This window comes from Kitasatospora purpeofusca (genome assembly GCF_036010405.1).
Classification (GTDB): domain Bacteria; phylum Actinomycetota; class Actinomycetes; order Streptomycetales; family Streptomycetaceae; genus Kitasatospora; species Kitasatospora purpeofusca.
The window spans coordinates 3,481,598-3,497,440 of sequence record NZ_CP108561.1; the positions used below are offsets into that span (position 1 = coordinate 3,481,598).

A 15,843-nucleotide genomic window follows, 5' to 3' on the forward strand; every position below is an offset into this window, starting at 1 on the left:
CCACCGGGTCGGCCGACCCGCCGGCCGGGACGCCCACCGGGCGCCCGGCCGGGCCCACATTCGGCCCGCCGCCGACCCCCCGCACGAACGTGAGAGAAGAAGATCCAGTGACCGTTGAAAACCGTACCGTGGTCGTCACGGGTATCGGCGCCTTCACGCCGCTGGGCGGCGACGCCGCCACCACCTGGGAGAACCTGCTCACCGGGCGCTCCGGGGTGGCTGTCCTGACCGAGGAGTGGGCCGCCGAGCTGCCCGTCCGGATCGCCGCGCGCACCGCCGTCGAGCCGGGCGAGATCCTCCCCCGTCCGCTGGCCCGCAAGCTGGACCGCTCGGCGCAGTTCGCGCTGATCGCCGCCCGCGAGGCCTGGGCCGACGCCGGTTTCGAGACCCCGGCCACCGACGAGTCCTCCAAGCTGGCGCCCGAGCGCCTGGGCGCCGTGATCGCCTCCGGCATCGGCGGCGTCACCACCCTGCTCGACCAGTACGACGTGCTGAAGGAGAAGGGCGCCCGCAAGGTCTCCCCGCACACCGTCCCGATGCTGATGCCCAACTCCCCGGCGGCCAACGTCGGCCTGGAGGTCGGCGCCCGCGCGGGTGTGCACACCCCCGTCTCCGCCTGCGCCTCCGGCGCCGAGGCGATCGGCTACGCGATCGAGATGATCCGCAACGGCCGCGCCGACGTCGTGGTGGCCGGCGGCACCGAGGCGGCGATCCACCCGCTGCCGATCGCCGCGTTCGCCAACATGATGGCGATGTCCAAGAACAACGACGACCCCCAGCGCGCCTCCCGCCCGTACGACAAGGGCCGGGACGGCTTCGTGCTCGGCGAGGGCGCCGGCGTGGTCGTGCTGGAGTCCGTGGAGCACGCCGAGGCCCGCGGTGCCCGCATCTACTGCGAGGCGGTGGGCCAGGGCCTGTCCTCGGACGCCCACCACATCGCCCAGCCCGAGCCGACCGGTGCCGGTGTGGCCCGCGCGCTGGCCGACCTGTTCGAGCGCAACCAGCTCGACAAGGCCGAGATCGTGCACGTCAACGCGCACGCCACCTCGACCCCGCAGGGTGACACCGCCGAGCTGAAGGCGCTCCGCAAGGAGCTGGGCGAGGAGCTCGACCACATCGCCATCTCGGCGACCAAGTCGATGACCGGCCACCTGCTGGGCGGCGCCGGCGGCATCGAGACCGTCGCCACCGTGCAGGCCCTCTACCACCGCCTGGCCCCGCCGACCATCAACGTCGAGGAGCTGGACGACGACGTGGACGCGGACATCGTCCGCGGCGAGGCCCGCAAGCTGCCCGAGGGCCGGATCGCGGCGCTGAACAACTCGTTCGGCTTCGGCGGCCACAACGTGGTGCTGGCCTTCCGCTCCCGCTGACCCGGCCGGGCCCGGGCCCGCACCCGGACCTTCGTTCGACGAGGAGGGGCCGGCGCTCGTACTGAGCGCCGGCCCCTCCTCGTCGTCGTCCCGCGGCCGGTCAGACCACCTGGTGCAGCCAGCGCACCGGGGCGCCCTCGCCCGCGTAGCGGAAGGGTTCCAGCTCGTCGTCCCAGGGCTTGCCGAGCAGCATGGCGATCTCGGCCTCGAGGTCCGACCCCTCGCTGCGGGAGCGCAGCAGGACGGCGCGCAGCCGGTCCTCGGGGATGAGGATGTCACCGTGGATGCCGGTGACGGCGTGGAAGATGCCGAGCGAGGGCGTGCTGCTGTAGCGCTCGCCCTCGGCCGTGGCACAGGGTTCGCTGGTGACCTCGTACCGCAGCAGCTGCCAGCCGCGCAGCGCGGAGGCGAGCTTCGAGGCCGTGCCGGGCTCGCCCTGCCAGGAGAGCTCGGCGCGCCAGTGTCCGGGCGCGGCCGGCTGGCGGATCCAGTCCAGGCTCACCCGCACCCCGAGCACCCCCGCGACGGCCCACTCGACGTGCGGGCACAGCGCGCGGGGCGCGGAGTGGACGTACAGGACTCCACGTGTCGTCACCGGGACCTCCAGGCTGTGGACGAGGGTCGCCTTCCCCAGCTGCCTCGCGTTCGTGCCCGTAGTTGATCCACAGTTACCCACGTTAGCCGACATTAAGCCACTAAATTGAGCAAAACGGACAGGCTTTCGCTCAATGCTAGTCGAATCCGCAACGAGGTCCACCCCCCGGTGGGATCTCTCCCCCGAACGGCCCCATCGCCAGGCGGGACCACCGTACCGCGCCTCCCCGCAGCGGTGCTGACGCACTTTCGGATCCGGCCGGAATGCGGTAGTGCGGCCGGATCCCCTCCGCCGGGTACGCAAACCGCCTCGCACCGGCGGTGGCCGGTGCGAGGCGGGAGCGGGAGCCGACGGGGCGTCAGCCCTTCAGCCGGACCACCATCTTGCCGGTGTTGGCACCGCGCAGCATGTCCAGGAAGGCCTGGGCGGCGTTCCCGAAGCCGTCCACCACGGTCTCCTCGGAGCGCAGCTTCCCCTCCTGGAGCCAGCCGCCCACCTCGGCGACGAACTGCGGGCGGAGCCCGTCGTGGTCGCCGACCAGGATGCCCTCCAGGCGCAGCCGCTTGCCGATGACCTGCATCAGGTTGCGCGGGCCGGGGGCGGCGGCGGTGTCGTTGTAGTGGGCGATGGCGCCGCACAGCACGGCCCGGCCGTGTACGCCCAGGGCGTTGATCGCGGCCTCCAGGTGCTCCCCGCCGACGTTGTCGAAGTAGAGGTCGATGCCCTCCGGGGCGACCTCGGCGAGCTGCTCGCCGACCGGGCCGTCCTTGTAGTTGAAGGCGGCGTCGAAGCCGAACTCCTTGGTCAGCCGGTCGACCTTCTCCGCCGAGCCGGCCGAACCGACCACCAGCGAGGCGCCCTTGAGCTTCGCGATCTGGCCGACGAGCGAACCGACCGCGCCGGCCGCTCCGGAGACGAAGACCCGGTCGCCCTCCTTGAGGGCGCCGACGGCGAGCAGGCCCGCGTAGGCGGTCAGGCCGGGCATGCCGAGCACGCCGAGGTAGGCGGAGAGCGGAACGCCCTCGATCTCCGGCACCTTGACCGCGTGCGTCGCGGGCAGGGTGGCGTACTCGCGCCAGCCGAGCCCGTGCAGCACCGCGTCGCCCGGGGCGAAGCCCTCGGCCTCCGAGGCCACGACATAACCGACGGCGCCGCCGTCCATGGCCGCGCCGAGCTTGAACGGCGGGATGTAGGACTTCGCGTCGTTCATCCGGCCCCGCATGTAGGGGTCGACCGACAGGTCCGTGTTGCGGACCAGGATCTCGCCCGGACCCGGGGTCCGGACCGGCGCCTCGACCAGGGCGAAGTCGGTCGGGACGGGCCAGCCCTCGGGGCGGGCGGCGAGGTGCCACTCGCGGGCGGTGGCGGGGGCTTCCGGAGCGGCGGTCTGCTCGGCGGCCATGATGATCTCCCCACATAAAAGGTTGAGTCGGTGAAGTAACAATGGGCATGAAAGGTTCACGTTGTCAACTGTTCAGGTATGATGGGAACCATGGACACCCAGCCGACCCGGGCCACCGCACCGCAGACCGACGAGATCACCCGCGAGGTCGTCGATCTCATGGCCAACCTGGTCGCGCTCTTCCACCGCGAGTACGAGGAGGCGGCAGCCGCCCGCTCGCTCACCGGAGCGCAGGCCAAGGTCCTCGCGCTGCTGCGGCGCGGCCCGATGCCCATGCGCCAGATCGCCCAGACGCTCAGCTGCGAGCCCTCCAACATCACCGGCATCGTGGACCGGCTGGAGACCCGCGGCTTCGTCACCCGCCAGCCCGACCTGCAGGACCGCCGGGTCAAGCTGGTCGCCGCCACCGAGACCGGGGCGGGCGCCTCCGAGGAGCTCCGCGAGTCGCTGAACTTCGCCCGCGAGCCGCTCGCCGCGCTCGACTCCGAGGAGCGGACCCAGCTGCGCGACCTGCTCCGCCGGATGCTCACCGGCGCCACCGGCCCCGGCGCGTGAGCAGCATCACAGCACGGGCCCCCGAGTTGTCCGCCGATCGAAGGTAACCGAACACTCCCCCGAAACGTCTAACGTTCGAAGACGAGGCACCCGCCCGCCGACCGGCGACCGGGTGGGATCCCAGAACGGAAAACGGGGGGCGGGAAGGATGAGCGGCAGCTCGCGCCGTCGACGTGTCATACGAACCGTCATAGGACTCGCGGCCGTCCTGGTGCTGACCGTGGCCGGAGCCGGAGCCTGGTTCTACCACCGGCTCGACACCAACATCAGCACCTTCGACGCCGGCGGCGTCGCCACCGAGCGCCCGCCCGCCCCGGTTCCCACCGCTCCCGGGGCCTCGGTGCCGGTCAACGTCCTGCTGCTCGGCTCGGACACCCGCAACGACGGGAACGACGACCTCGGCGGCGGCGACGTGGGGGTGGGCCACTCGGACACCGCGATCCTGCTGCACATCTACGCCGACCGGAAGCACGCCGTCGGCGTCTCCATACCCCGCGACACCCTGGTCACCGTCCCGTCCTGCCGGCTGCCCAGCGGCGACTGGACGAAGCCCCGCACCAACCAGATGTTCAACGAGGCCTTCACCGTCGGCGACTCCCCCAAGGGGAACCCGGCCTGCACCCAGAACACCGTCGAGGGGCTCAGCGGGCTGCGGATCGACCACACCATCGTGGTCGACTTCAAGGGCGTCGCCGCGATGACCGACGCCATCGACGGCGTGGAGGTCTGCGTCCCCAACGACGTCAACTCGCACAACATCAAGCTCCGCAAGGGCCTGCAGAAGATCGCCGGCCAGCCGGCCGTCGACTACCTCCGCGCCCGCTACGGCTTCGGCGACAACTCCGACATAGGCCGGATGAAGCGTCAGCAGGCCTTCCTCTCCGCGATGATCCGCAAGATCCAGTCCCAGGGCTTCTCGCTGCCGACCCTGCTGCCGCTCGCCGACGCCGCCACCCGCTCGCTGACCGTCGACGAGGGCCTCGGCACCGCGATGAAGCTGGTCGACTTCGCGCAGTCGCTGCAGCAGATCAAGCTGTCCGACATCACCTTCGTCACCGCCCCCTGGCAGTTCTCGACCGTGCAGAAGGGCCGGGTCGACCTGGTCCACCCCGACGTGGACACCCTGTGGCGGCTGCTCCGCGAGGACCGCACCCTGGACGGCCAGAGCACCGGCCTGCTCCCGGAGGGCGGCACCGCCGGCCCCTCCCCCGCCGCCACCGACGGCGCCGCGACCCCCGCGCCGGCCGCGACCCCGCTGAGCCCCGAGCAGCTCGCCACCACGATCACCGTGGTCAACGGCGTCGGCACCGACGGACTCGCCGGCGCGGGCTCCGCGGCGATCCGCGCCCAGGGCTTCACCAACGTCTCGCTGGGCGCCACCACCGGCGGCCGACTGCGCACCGAGATCGCCTACGACCCGCCGTTCAAGGCCGTCGCCGACCAGCTCGCCACGCTCTTCCCCGGTGCCAGGACGACCGTGGAGCCGGGCTCCGAGGGCGTCACCGTCACCCTCGGGCGCGACTACCGCCCGGTTCCCCCGACCGCCACCGCGTCGGCCTCCCGGCCCGTGCCCGGCGGCACGCCCGCCGCGGTCGGCATCGCCCTGGGAGCCGGCGCCCCCACCGCGGTCGGTACCCCCGGCGGTGCCCCCACCGCACCGCTGCCCACCGGCGTCCCCGGCGGCATCGCCGAGAACAGCCGCACCGCCGACTCCGACCCCTGCGCCAACCTCACCTTCGGCTGAGGCCGGGAGCCGCGCACCCTTCCCGCCCGGCCCGGCCCTCCGTCGTCAGGGCCCGGCCGGGTCCGGCAGGCCGGTGACCACGGCCGTCAGCCGGGTGCCGGGCGGGAAGGCGCCGGCCCCGGCCAGATCGTGCACGGCGGCCAGCAGCTTCGCCACGTAACGACGCTCCAGGGCGATCCCGTGCCGCCGTTCGAAGCCGGCCGCGAACTCCTCCAGCGCGGCCGGCACCCGGCCGTACCCGCCGCCGTGGTGCCCGTGGTCGATCCGCCAGCCCTCGAACTCCCGCCCGTACGCAGCCCGGTGCAGCCGGGTCACCTCGGCCTCCAGGTACCCCTCGCCGCCGCGCAGCACCGCCACGCCCAGCGCCCGCGCTCCCGGCGGCAGCCCGGCCGCGATCCCGGCCAGCGTGCCGCCGGTGCCGACCGGGCAGCAGACCACGTCGCGCCCGCCCAGGTCGTCCAGCTCCGCCACGATCTCCGCCGCGCCGGTGACCGCGAGACCGTTGGAGCCGCCCTCCGGCAGCACCAGCCCGGGGCCCCAGCGCCACCCCGGCCCCTCCCCGGCCCGGCCGGCGGCCTCCCGGTACTCGGCCCGGGTCAGGAACACCAGCTCCATCCCGGCCGCCTCGGCGGCCCGCAGCGACCAGTTGCGCGGCCGGTCGGCCAGCTCCTCGCCGCGGACCAGCCCGACGCTCTCCAGCCCGAGCGCCCCGGCCGCGACCGCGACCGCCCGCAGATGGGTGGAGTACGCCCCGCCGAAGGTCAGCAGCCGGGTGTGGCCGCCCTCGACGGCGGCGGCCAGGTTCGGCGCGAGCTTGCGCCACTTGTTCCCCGGCACCAGCGGGTGCGCGAGGTCGTCCCGCTTGAGCCGCAGCTCCACCCCGGCCCGGGCGAGCGCCTCGTCGGTGCAGTCCACCAGCGGGGTCGGCAGCAGCGCGGATTCGAGCATCCGGCCAGCTTACGGGCGACCGGTGGGGGTGAGCAGGCCCAGGTTGAAGCCGGCGGCGACGGCCGAGGCGCGGTCCTTGACGCCGAGCTTGGCGTAGACGTGGATCAGATGGGTCTTCACGGTGGCCTCGCTGATGAACAGCCGGGCTGCCGCCTCCCGGTTGGTGGATCCGGCGGCGACCAGCTCCAGCACCTCCAGCTCGCGCGGGCTCAGCGCCTCCTGGGCCGGCTCCCGGGCCGGCTCCCGGACCTGGCCCAGCAGCTTGGCGGCGACGGTCGGCGCGATCACCGAGGCGCCGCGGGCGGCCTCGCTGACGGCGTGGAAGAGGTCCTCCCTGGCCGCGTCCTTCAGCAGGTAGCCGGTGGCTCCGGCCCGGACGGCGGGGAGCACGTCGGCGTCGGTGTCGTAGGTGGTGAGCACCAGGACCCGCCCGGGCAGGCCGCGCTCGGCCAGCTCGCGGATCGCGGTGACGCCGTCCATCCGCGGCATCCGCAGGTCCATCAGCACCACGTCCGGACGCAGCGCGGCGACCAGCACCAGCGCCTCGGCGCCGTCCCCGGCCTCGCCGACCACCTCGAAGCCGGGGGCGGCGGCGAACATGCCGCGCAGCCCGTCCCGGACCACCGGGTGGTCGTCCACCAGCAGCACTCTGATCGTCGTCGCGTCGTCCACGGTCCTACTCCTCCGCGCTGATCGCCGGCAGGGTCGCCGACACCGTCGTCCCGGCGCCCGGTTCGGTCTCCAGGTCCAACCGCCCGGCCAGGCGTCCGACCCGGCGGCGCATCACGTCCAGCCCGTAGCCGCCGCCGGTGGCCCGGGAGGCCGGCTCGGCCCTCGGGTCAAAGCCGACGCCGTCGTCCCGGACGTCCAGGGTGACCAGCCCCGGCATGTACGAGAGGGTCAGCCCGACCCGCGAGGCCCGGGCGTACCGGCCGGCGTTGGCCAGCGACTCCTGGGCGATCCGCAGCAGCGTCACCTCGACCTCGGGGTGCAGCGGGCGGGCCTCGCCGGTGACGGTCAGCGCGGCGGCGGCGCTGTTGCGCTCGCGCCACTGCTCGACCAGCTCGGCGATCGCCTCCGGCAGCGCGGCCCGTTCGAGCTCCAGCGGGCGCAGCGCGTGCACGGCCCGGCGGGCCTGGGTGAGGCTCTCCCGGGCGAGGCCGACGGCGTTGGCCAGGTGCCGGTCGGCGTCCGCCGCGCCGCGCTCCCGGACCTGCTCGGCGGCCTGGAGCTGGGTGACGATGCCGGCCAGGCCCTGGGCGACGGTGTCGTGCATCTCCTGGGCGAACCGGCGGCGTTCGTCGGCGGCCCCGGCCTCGCGGGCCTGGACCAGCAGTTGGGCGTGCAGTCCGGCGTTCTCCGCGAGCATCCCGGACAGCCGCCGGTTGGCCTCGGCGAGTTCGGCGTTGGCGCGCTCGCGCTGACGGCTCAGCCGGTCGGCGACCTCGCTCAGCGCCAGCAGCACCCCGACCACGACCAGGTTGAAGGCGAGGACGGCCAGGAAGCCGCCGACCTGCCCCGGGCTCGTCGGCAGTGCCCCGCCGCTCTGGGCCAGTGCGGTGGGGACGGCCGCCACCACCGTGCCCAGCACCCTGGCCGGACCCCTCAGGTACTGGGCGGCGTGCAGGTAGCAGCTGAAGGCGAAGAAGCCGTAGAGCGGGTTGTCCAGCACCAGGACGGTGGTCACCGCGAGCAGTCCGAGGAAGTGGGCGCCGGCGAACCGCGCCCCGCCGTCGGGCCGGGTCCGGCGGTCCAGCGCCGAGCGCAGCAGCAGCCAGAGCAGGGCGAGCGCCGCAGCCGGCAGGGTGGCCCGGACGGACCGCGCGGTCGGCACCGGGACCAGCAGGACGAGCCCGGTGGCGATCAGCAGTCCGACGTAGCCGAGCAGCCCGGCAGCGCGGTCCAGCCGCCGCTGCCAGGCTCCGAGCGAACCCCCGTCCGCCGGGTCGGCCTTGATCATTCCCACCGGAACAGCCTGGCAGCCGCGGCACCGGCGAGCAGGGCGTACGCCGCGAGTGTGAGCAGGGCCACGGCCTGCGGGAACCGGCCGTCCCAGGAGTCCTGGAGGGCCTGCGCGGCGGCCCCGCCGGGGGTGAGGTCGCCGATCCGGTTCAGCACCGCGGGTGCGAACTCGCGGGGCAGCCAGAGCCCGGAGAAGAACATCATCGGGAAGAGCGCCAGCGCGCCGACCGCGTTGCCGGCCTTCGCGGACGGGACGACCGCGGCGAGCAGCAGGCCGACCGAGAGCATCGCGGCGGCGGAGAGCAGGAAGGCCAGCGCGAAGGCCGCCGGCCGCCGCGGCAGCCCCACCCCCAGCACCGGCGCGAGCGCCGTCACCAGCAGCATCGAGACGGTCGCGATGCCCAGGTACAGCGGCAGCAGCGCCCCGAACAGCAGCGCCGGGCGGACCGGGCTCGCGGACATCCGGCGCAGCACGCCGCGCTCGCGGTACGTGGCCAGCAGCGAGGGCAGGCCGTTGAGGCCGAGCATCATCAGCGCGAGGACGGCGAGGATCGGCGCGTACAGCTGGACCGTGCTCAGGCCGTGCGCGTCCGGCGAGGCCTTGCGCAGGGCCGGGACGGAACCCAGCACGCCGAACAGGGCGACCGGGAAGAGCAGGGTGAAGAAGGCGGTCATCGGGTCGCGCAGGAACAGCCGGGTCTCGGCGACGGCCAGGCGGCGGACGGCGTGGGCGGTGCGGTTCACGGTGGTGGTCCCCTCGGGTGCGGTGGTGGCGGCTCGGGAGCCGCGCCGGTTCGGGAGCGGTACGGCTCAGGAGCGGTACGGCTCAGGAGTCGTGCCGGGTGAGCGCGAGGTAGGCCTCGTCCAGGCCGTGCTCGCGGATCCGCAGGCCGGTGACGACGATCCCCTCGCGGGCCAGCAGGCCGGTGACCCGGTCGGCGAAGTCCCCGGTGCCGGTGACCTCGATCCGGCCGCCCCGCTCCTCCACCGAGGTGACCCCGGGCAGGGCCGCCAGCCGGGCCGGGTCCAGCGGCGCGGTGGGACGGAAGCCGAGGGTGCCGCCGGCCCCGGAGCGGGCGACCAGCTCGGCGGGGGTGCCGGTGGCGACGATCCGCCCGCCGTCGAGCACCGCGGCGCGGTCGCACAGCGCCTCGACCTCGTCCATGAAGTGCGAGACCAGCACCACCGTCACGCCGTTGTCGCGGATCCGGCGGACCAGCTCCCAGGTGTCGCGGCGGCCCTGCGGGTCGAGCGCGGTGGTCAGCTCGTCCAGGAACGCCACCTCGGGGTTGCCGACCAGCGCGAGCGCGACGAACAGCCGCTGGCGCTGCCCGCCGGAGAGCTTGTCGAAGGGGGTGCGGCTCTGGTCGGCGAGCCCCCACTCGTCCAGCAGCTCCCGCGGGTCCCGGGGGTCGGGGTAGAGCCCGGCGTACAGATCCAGCGCCTCACCGACCCGCAGCGCCACCTGCAGCTGGGCCTGCTGGAGCTGGACGCCGATCCGGGGCCGCAGCCGGCGGGCGTCCCGGACCGGGTCCAGGCCGAGCACCCGGACCGTTCCGGCGTCGGCCCGGCGCAGGCCCTCGCAGCACTCCACGGCGGTGGTCTTGCCCGCGCCGTTGGGCCCGAGCAGGCCGAACACCTCCCCCCGCTCGACCTGGAACGAGACGTCCTCCAGTACCCGTCGGCGCCCGTAGGACTTGCTCAGCCCCGCCACCTCGATCACGGCCATGTCGCCGCTCCCCCCTCGTCCCGCTCGCTCCCGGCCGTGTTTCCCGGCCTGCTACGAGCCTCCCGCGCGGGGCCCCGGCGGCGGATCGACCGAACGGTCCCGGCGGTCGGCGGGCGCGGTGGAGGGGGGATCAACCGATCGGTGGACCGGGGAGGGGTGTCCGGGAACAGTGCCTCGGACGGAGGGGAGTCGCGGGGTGGCCGGGCGATGCCCACGAGCGGGTGAATTCCGGCGCGTCGTGGCGTGGCGGCGGGCTTGATCCCCTAGGGTTTTCCCAGCCAGGGGCCGCCCGCGCGGGCGTGAGAGGTGGGGCGGGTGGGACTCGAACCCACGACCAAGGGATTATGAGTCCCCTGCTCTAACCGGCTGAGCTACCGCCCCGGTTCGCAGCGCGCGACGGCAGGCCGGTCGCGGCAGCAGCAGACGGCCCCGAAAGGCCGTCCCGGGCAGCATAGCCGGTCGATCACCCGTGGTGCGCGCCGGGGGCGCACACGGGTGCGCACCGGGGGCGCCGACCCCGGTGGGGGCTCCGGCGGGGCCGGGTGACGGGGGGTCGGGAGCCGGACGGCGGCAGTGGCGCGGCCGGGCCCGGCCTGGTAGATCTTGCTCTCGAACGGCGGACGCGTGACCGGCGGCGACCGCCCCCGAGGACCGGACGGAGAACCGATGCCCTCCCGCCCGGTTCGACCCGCGCGCGCGACCCGGACGCTCGCCCTGGCGGCCCTGCTGCTGGCCGCCGCCATCGCCTGCGGCGGTGGCGAGGAGGGCCGGACGGCCTCGGTCGCGCCGCAGAACCCCGCCTGGGACCGGATCGGCACCCTGTCCGTGCACACCCCGGAGGGCCCCAGGGCGTGCACGGCGAGCGTGGTGAGGAGCCCGGGGCGCAATCTGCTGGTCACCGCCGCGCACTGCGTGCAGAGCCGCCGGATCGGCCTGCTGGACGGCCTGGTGTTCACCCCCGGCTACCGCAACGGGTACTCGCCGTACGGCAGTTGGCCGGTGGAGTCGGTCACCGTCGACCCGCACTGGGAGAGCGACGACGACCCCGAGTACGACGTGGCGTTCGTCACGGTGCGGGCGGTGGGCGGCCGGCAGGTCGAGGACGCCGTCGGCGGCAACCCGCTCGGCACCGACCAGGGCTTCGGTCTGGCGGTCTCGGTCACCGGCTACCCCAACGAGCGGGACGAGCCGATCACCTGCTCGGGCCTGACCGCTTCGCAGAGCCCGACCCAGGAGCGGTTCGACTGCGGCGGCTACACCGACGGCACCAGCGGCAGCCCCTGGCTGACCACCAACGGGCGGGTGATCGGGGTGATCGGCGGCTACCAGGAGGGCGGCGCGACACCGCAGACCTCGTACAGCATCACCTTCGACGAACGGGTCGCCGAGCTGTACCAGCAGGCCCTGACCTGAGCCCGGGCCCTCGGCCGGGGGCCGGCTTCCGGCAGGCGGGCTCCGGCGCCGCCCGGGCGGGCTCGCGGCGGGCGGCCCCGGGCAACACGAAGGCCCCCCGGTCTACCGAGGGGCCTTCGCTCTGAGCAGTCACCGGGCGGACCCGGCGCAGCTCCCGCAATTGGACTCGAACCAATAACCTGCCGATTAACAGTCGGCTGCTCTGCCAATTGAGCTATGCGGGATCGCGGTACACAACAGCCGTACCACGTACGGGTGATGGGCCCGAAGGCCACCACCTCGGCTCCCCCAATTGGACTCGAACCAATAACCTGCCGATTAACAGTCGGCTGCTCTGCCAATTGAGCTATGGGGGATCGAGCTTCCGCTTCGGCCCCCGGTCTCCCGGGCTCCTCGGCGCTCGCTGCGGGACATACATTAGCGCACTCGGGGGGGTGGTCCGCCAATCGCTTTCCCCGGCCGCCGCCGGCCGGTCCCGCCGGGCGCGCTCCCCGCGCGCTCCGGGCCCCGTCCGTGGATGCTGGGGTCACCGACGGTTCACCGTCCCGACAGACGGGTAGGGCAACGCGGCAATGGCCGCCAGGAGAGGGTGGAATCCGACCATGTGGAAGCTGTCGTTCGGCGTCGGACTCGCAGCGGGCTACGTACTCGGCACACGGGCCGGGCGCCAGCGGTACGAGCAGATCGCCAGGGTCACCCGGCAGGTCGCCCAGAACCCCAAGGTCCAGGGCGCGACGGACAAGGCCCGCCAGCAGGCCGGCGCGGTCGCCGGGAAGGCCGCCGGGGCCGTGGCCGACAAGGTCGGCGACCGGCTGCCCAACGCCGTCACCGACCGGGTGCCGTACTTCAACCGGCCGAAGGCCGAGGACGACGCCTGGGGCACCTTCCGCCCCTAGGAGTCGCCCTGGGAGTCGCCACGACCGTCGCCCCGGCCACCGTGCCCGGGGCGGGTCCGGGGCGGGTCCGGAGGCCGGGCGGCACCCCGGTGGCGCCCGGCCGGAGCAGGGCTCCCGGACGCGGTACCGAACGGGCAGAACTTGCCCGGCCGGGCCGCGTCCGGACGCCCACTGAGGCATGATCTCGACTATGGCCATCGTCGCGGGGATAGACAGCTCCACCGGTCGCACCAGGATCGTCGCGTGCGACTCAGCCACCGGCGCCGTCCTGCGTTCCGGCAAGGCCGAGCACCCCGCGCCGGAGGACCCGGACACCCGCCCCGGCGAGGCCGATCCGCAGCTCTGGCTGCACTCCCTCGGCAACGCCGCGGCCGGCGGACTGCTGGAGGGCGTCCGGGCGATCGGCGTCAGCGCGCAGCAGCACGGCCTGATCGGCCTCGACGCCGGCGGCGTGCTGGTCCGGCCGGCGATCCTGTGGCACGATCCGCGCGCCGGCGGCGCCGCCGCGGCCCTGGTCGACGAACTGGGCGGCCCCGCGGCCTGGACGGCAGCGATCGGCGCCGTCCCCGGCCCCACCTACACCGTCGCCAAACTGCGCTGGCTCGCCGAGTTCGAGCCGGCCAACGCCCGGCGGGTCGCCGAGGTGCTGCTCCCGCACGACTGGCTGGTCTGGCAACTGCTCGGCCACCCCAGGCGCCGCACCACCGACCGGGGCGACGCCTCCGGCACCGGCTACTGGTCCCCGATCACCTCCGAGTACCGCCAGGACCTGGTCGAACTGGCCCTGGGCCACCAGCTGAAGCTGCCGGACGTGCTCGGCCCCGCCGAACCCGCCGGCCACACCCCCGAGGGCCTGCTGATCTCGGCCGGCACCGGGGACAACATGGCCGCCGCGCTCGGCCTCGGCCTCGGCCCCGGGGACGCGGTGGTCTCGCTCGGCAGCTCCGGGACGATCTTCGCGGTCCACGAGCAGGCCGTGGTGGACGCCACCGGGCTGGTCTCCTCCTTCGCCGACGCCACCGGCCGCCACCTGCCGATGGTCGCCACCCTGAACGCCGCCCAGGTGCTGCGCTCCACCGCCGCCCTGCTCGGCCGCGACCTGGAGGGCCTCAGCGACCTCGCCATGCAGTCCTCCCCCGGCTCGTACGGGCTGGTGCTGCTCCCCTACCTGGACGGCGAGCGGACGCCCGCGCTGCCGCACGCGGCCGGCACCCTGACCGGCCTGCGGGCCGAGTCGATGTCCCCCCAGCACCTGGCCCGGGCGGCCGTCGAGGGCATGCTCTGCAACAGCGCGGACGCCCTGGACGTACTGCGCGCCCGCGGCGTCGAGGTGAAGCGGGTCTTCCTGCTGGGCGCCGCCGGACGGCTGGAGGCGGTGCGGCACATCGCGCCGCAGCTGTTCGGCGTCCCGGTGGTCGTCCCGCCCCCGGGCGCCCACGCGGCGCGCGGCGCCGCCCGGCAGGCGGCCTGGGCGCTGGCCGGGACGCCCGAACCGCCGCGCTGGGAGCTGCCGGGGGCCGTCACCGTCGCCCCGGACGCCGAGCACGACCTGGCGGTCGGTGCGGCGGTCCGCCAGCAGTACCGGGCCGCCCGCGAGCAGATCCACCCGGAGACGGCCGGCTGAGAGCACCGGGGCGGGGTCCCCGGGCCGTGGGGCCCCGCCGCGGCCGCAGCGGATGCGGCACCCGGCGACCGGTGGCAGCGTGGAAGGCGACCCCGGGCCACCGGACGGAAGGGCGGCGGATTCGCCATGGCACTGCACAAAGGCGCCGGTGACGACCGCCGGCTGACCGTCGGGCCGTACGTCGGCACCGCCGCCGACCCTCTCGGCGGGATGGCGCTGTCACCCCCGCTGCACCGGCTCTCCGACGGCCCGGTCCCCGCCGACACGGCGTACCAGCTGATCCACGACGAGCTGCTGCTGGACGGCAACGCGCGACTCAACCTGGCGACCTTCGTCACCACCTCGATGGACGCCCAGGCCACCCGGCTGATGACCGAGTGCCTCGACAAGAACATGATCGACAAGGACGAGTACCCGCAGACAGCCGAACTGGAGCGTCGCTGCGTGTCGATCCTCGCCCACCTGTGGAACGCCCCGGACCCGGACGCCGCCGTCGGCTGTTCCACCACCGGCTCCAGCGAGGCCTGCATGCTGGCCGGACTCGCGCTCAAGCGCCGCTGGATGACCCGCAACGCCGAGCGCTACGCCGCCGGCGCCCGGCCCAACCTGGTGATGGGCGTCAATGTGCAGGTCTGCTGGGAGAAGTTCTGCACCTTCTGGGAGGTCGAGGCCCGCACCGCGCCGATGGACGGGGAGCGTTTCCACCTCGGCCCCGAGCAGGCGGTGGAGCTCTGCGACGAGAACACCATCGGTGTGGTCGGCGTGCTCGGCTCGACCTTCGACGGCTCCTACGAGCCGGTGGCGGAGATCTGCGCCGCGCTCGACGACCTCCAGCGGCGCACCGGACTGGACGTGCCGGTGCACGTGGACGGCGCCTCCGGCGCCATGGTCGCGCCGTTCCTGGACGAGGACCTGGCCTGGGACTTCCGGCTGCCCCGGGTCGCCTCCATCAACACCTCCGGCCACAAGTACGGACTGGTCTACCCGGGCGTCGGCTGGGCGCTCTGGCGGGACCAGGAGGCGCTGCCCGAGGAGCTGGTGTTCCGGGTCAACTACCTGGGCGGGGAGATGCCGACCTTCGCGCTGAACTTCTCCCGGCCCGGCGCCGAGGTGGTCGCGCAGTACTACACCTTCCTGCGGCTGGGCCGGGCCGGCTTCCGGGCCGTCCAGGGCGTCTGCCGGGAGGTGGCCGGCTACCTGGCCGGGGAGATCGAGGGACTCGGCGGCTTCCGGCTGATCACCCGGGGCGACGAGCTGCCGGTGTTCGCGTTCACCACCACGGACGAGGTGCCGTTCGACGTGTTCGACGTGTCGCGGCGGCTGCGCGAGCGGGGCTGGCAGGTGCCCGCGTACACCTTCCCGGCGAACCGGGAGGACCTCGCGGTCCTGCGGGTGGTCTGCCGCAACGGGTTCTCCCGCGACCTCGCCGAGCTGCTGCTCACGGACCTGGAGCGGCTGCTGCCGGAGCTGCGCAGCCAGCCGGTCCCGCTCAAGGACCTCGGCGTGCCGGTCCGGACGGCCTTCCACCACTGAGTCGCCGGCAGGTGGGTCACGGGCAGGTGGGTCCCGGGCGGGCGGGTCACGGGCGGGCGGGTCACGGGC

Annotated in this window: 14 protein-coding genes and 3 tRNA genes; 7 read left to right on the plus strand and 10 right to left on the minus strand. The window is 74.2% G+C overall.

Translation table 11 applies throughout. The features are described 5' to 3' along the window. The first annotated feature begins 107 nt into the window (after nt 1-107). Nucleotides 108-1,373: a beta-ketoacyl-ACP synthase II gene (gene fabF, locus OG715_RS15140; RefSeq protein WP_266269284.1), complete on the plus strand. Its 1,266-nt coding sequence runs from the start codon at nt 108-110 to the stop codon at nt 1,371-1,373. Between the two features lie 100 nt (nt 1,374-1,473). Here the strand turns inward: fabF and OG715_RS15145 are convergent, their stop codons facing one another. Both OG715_RS15145 and OG715_RS15150 read right to left on the minus strand, forming a co-directional pair. Next, complete coding sequence (locus tag OG715_RS15145; protein WP_266269285.1) at nt 1,474-1,968, minus strand: DUF3145 domain-containing protein; 495 nt, start codon at nt 1,966-1,968, stop codon at nt 1,474-1,476. 358 nt (nt 1,969-2,326) lie between these two features. Next, nucleotides 2,327-3,370, minus strand: a complete 1,044-nt coding sequence (locus OG715_RS15150; RefSeq protein WP_266269286.1) for an NADP-dependent oxidoreductase — start codon at nt 3,368-3,370, stop codon at nt 2,327-2,329. 81 nt (nt 3,371-3,451) lie between these two features. Between OG715_RS15150 and OG715_RS15155 the strand changes: the two genes are divergently transcribed. Both OG715_RS15155 and OG715_RS15160 read left to right on the plus strand, forming a co-directional pair. Then, nucleotides 3,452-3,925 carry a MarR family winged helix-turn-helix transcriptional regulator gene (locus tag OG715_RS15155; RefSeq protein WP_078880288.1) on the plus strand — a complete coding sequence of 158 codons (474 nt, stop codon included), beginning with the start codon at nt 3,452-3,454 and terminating at the stop codon, nt 3,923-3,925. A 148-nt stretch (nt 3,926-4,073) separates the two neighbouring features. Next, nucleotides 4,074-5,669 carry an LCP family protein gene (locus OG715_RS15160; RefSeq protein WP_266269287.1) on the plus strand — a complete coding sequence of 532 codons (1,596 nt, stop codon included), beginning with the start codon at nt 4,074-4,076 and terminating at the stop codon, nt 5,667-5,669. Nucleotides 5,670-5,714: 45 nt separating this feature from the next. Here the strand turns inward: OG715_RS15160 and OG715_RS15165 are convergent, their stop codons facing one another. From OG715_RS15165 to OG715_RS15190, 6 genes are all read right to left on the minus strand, one after another. Then, nucleotides 5,715-6,617, minus strand: a complete 903-nt coding sequence (locus OG715_RS15165) for a 1-aminocyclopropane-1-carboxylate deaminase/D-cysteine desulfhydrase (protein ID WP_266269288.1) — start codon at nt 6,615-6,617, stop codon at nt 5,715-5,717. A 9-nt stretch (nt 6,618-6,626) separates the two neighbouring features. After that, nucleotides 6,627-7,289 (minus strand): response regulator, encoded by a 663-nt coding sequence (locus tag OG715_RS15170; RefSeq protein ID WP_266269289.1) that lies wholly within the window; start codon nt 7,287-7,289, stop codon nt 6,627-6,629. Nucleotides 7,290-7,293: 4 nt separating this feature from the next. Then, nucleotides 7,294-8,577, minus strand: coding sequence for a sensor histidine kinase (locus OG715_RS15175; RefSeq protein WP_266271680.1), 1,284 nt, complete (start codon nt 8,575-8,577; stop codon nt 7,294-7,296). Next, the gene (locus OG715_RS15180; RefSeq protein ID WP_266269290.1) at nt 8,574-9,323 is read right to left on the minus strand and encodes an ABC transporter permease; all 750 of its coding nucleotides are present in this window, start codon (nt 9,321-9,323) and stop codon (nt 8,574-8,576) included. The genes OG715_RS15175 and OG715_RS15180 overlap by 4 nt, the downstream gene beginning before the upstream one ends. An 82-nt stretch (nt 9,324-9,405) precedes the next feature. Next, nucleotides 9,406-10,308 (minus strand): ABC transporter ATP-binding protein, encoded by a 903-nt coding sequence (locus OG715_RS15185; RefSeq protein ID WP_266269291.1) that lies wholly within the window; start codon nt 10,306-10,308, stop codon nt 9,406-9,408. Between the two features lie 307 nt (nt 10,309-10,615). Beyond that, nucleotides 10,616-10,689, minus strand: a tRNA-Ile gene (locus OG715_RS15190). 285 nt (nt 10,690-10,974) lie between these two features. Between OG715_RS15190 and OG715_RS15195 the strand changes: the two genes are divergently transcribed. Further along, the gene (locus OG715_RS15195) at nt 10,975-11,721 is read left to right on the plus strand and encodes a trypsin-like serine peptidase (protein WP_266269292.1); all 747 of its coding nucleotides are present in this window, start codon (nt 10,975-10,977) and stop codon (nt 11,719-11,721) included. Nucleotides 11,722-11,872: 151 nt separating this feature from the next. Here OG715_RS15195 and OG715_RS15200 read toward each other — a convergent pair. Together OG715_RS15200 and OG715_RS15205 are read right to left on the minus strand one after the other, a co-directional pair. Beyond that, nucleotides 11,873-11,945 (minus strand) — tRNA-Asn (locus OG715_RS15200). 59 nt (nt 11,946-12,004) lie between these two features. After that, nucleotides 12,005-12,077: transfer RNA gene (locus OG715_RS15205), tRNA-Asn, on the minus strand. Nucleotides 12,078-12,323: 246 nt separating this feature from the next. Here OG715_RS15205 and OG715_RS15210 point away from each other — a divergent pair. The 3 genes from OG715_RS15210 to OG715_RS15220 all read left to right on the plus strand — a co-directional run bounded on the left by OG715_RS15210 (nt 12,324) and on the right by OG715_RS15220 (nt 15,774). Next, nucleotides 12,324-12,617 (plus strand): hypothetical protein, encoded by a 294-nt coding sequence (locus OG715_RS15210; RefSeq protein WP_037781098.1) that lies wholly within the window; start codon nt 12,324-12,326, stop codon nt 12,615-12,617. Nucleotides 12,618-12,807: 190 nt separating this feature from the next. Then, complete coding sequence (locus OG715_RS15215; RefSeq protein WP_266269293.1) at nt 12,808-14,241, plus strand: FGGY family carbohydrate kinase; 1,434 nt, start codon at nt 12,808-12,810, stop codon at nt 14,239-14,241. Nucleotides 14,242-14,367: 126 nt separating this feature from the next. Next, entirely contained in the window at nt 14,368-15,774 is a 1,407-nt protein-coding gene (locus tag OG715_RS15220; protein ID WP_266269294.1) for a glutamate decarboxylase, read from the plus strand. Nucleotides 15,775-15,843: the final 69 nt, after the last annotated feature.

Bases quoted from the DNA above. Each gene is read 5' to 3' on its own strand.
- OG715_RS15150 (WP_266269286.1), bottom strand. From the start codon at position 3,370: ATGGCCGCCGAGCAGACCGCCGCTCCGGAAGCCCCCGCCACCGCCCGC.
- OG715_RS15155 (WP_078880288.1), top strand. From the start codon at position 3,452: ATGGGAACCATGGACACCCAGCCGACCCGGGCCACCGCACCGCAGACC.
- OG715_RS15160 (WP_266269287.1), top strand. From the start codon at position 4,074: ATGAGCGGCAGCTCGCGCCGTCGACGTGTCATACGAACCGTCATAGGA.
- OG715_RS15165 (WP_266269288.1), bottom strand. From the start codon at position 6,617: ATGCTCGAATCCGCGCTGCTGCCGACCCCGCTGGTGGACTGCACCGAC.
- OG715_RS15175 (WP_266271680.1), bottom strand. From the start codon at position 8,577: ATGATCAAGGCCGACCCGGCGGACGGGGGTTCGCTCGGAGCCTGGCAG.
- OG715_RS15185 (WP_266269291.1), bottom strand. From the start codon at position 10,308: ATGGCCGTGATCGAGGTGGCGGGGCTGAGCAAGTCCTACGGGCGCCGA.
- OG715_RS15195 (WP_266269292.1), top strand. From the start codon at position 10,975: ATGCCCTCCCGCCCGGTTCGACCCGCGCGCGCGACCCGGACGCTCGCC.
- OG715_RS15210 (WP_037781098.1), top strand. From the start codon at position 12,324: ATGTGGAAGCTGTCGTTCGGCGTCGGACTCGCAGCGGGCTACGTACTC.
- OG715_RS15215 (WP_266269293.1), top strand. From the start codon at position 12,808: ATGGCCATCGTCGCGGGGATAGACAGCTCCACCGGTCGCACCAGGATC.
- OG715_RS15220 (WP_266269294.1), top strand. From the start codon at position 14,368: ATGGCACTGCACAAAGGCGCCGGTGACGACCGCCGGCTGACCGTCGGG.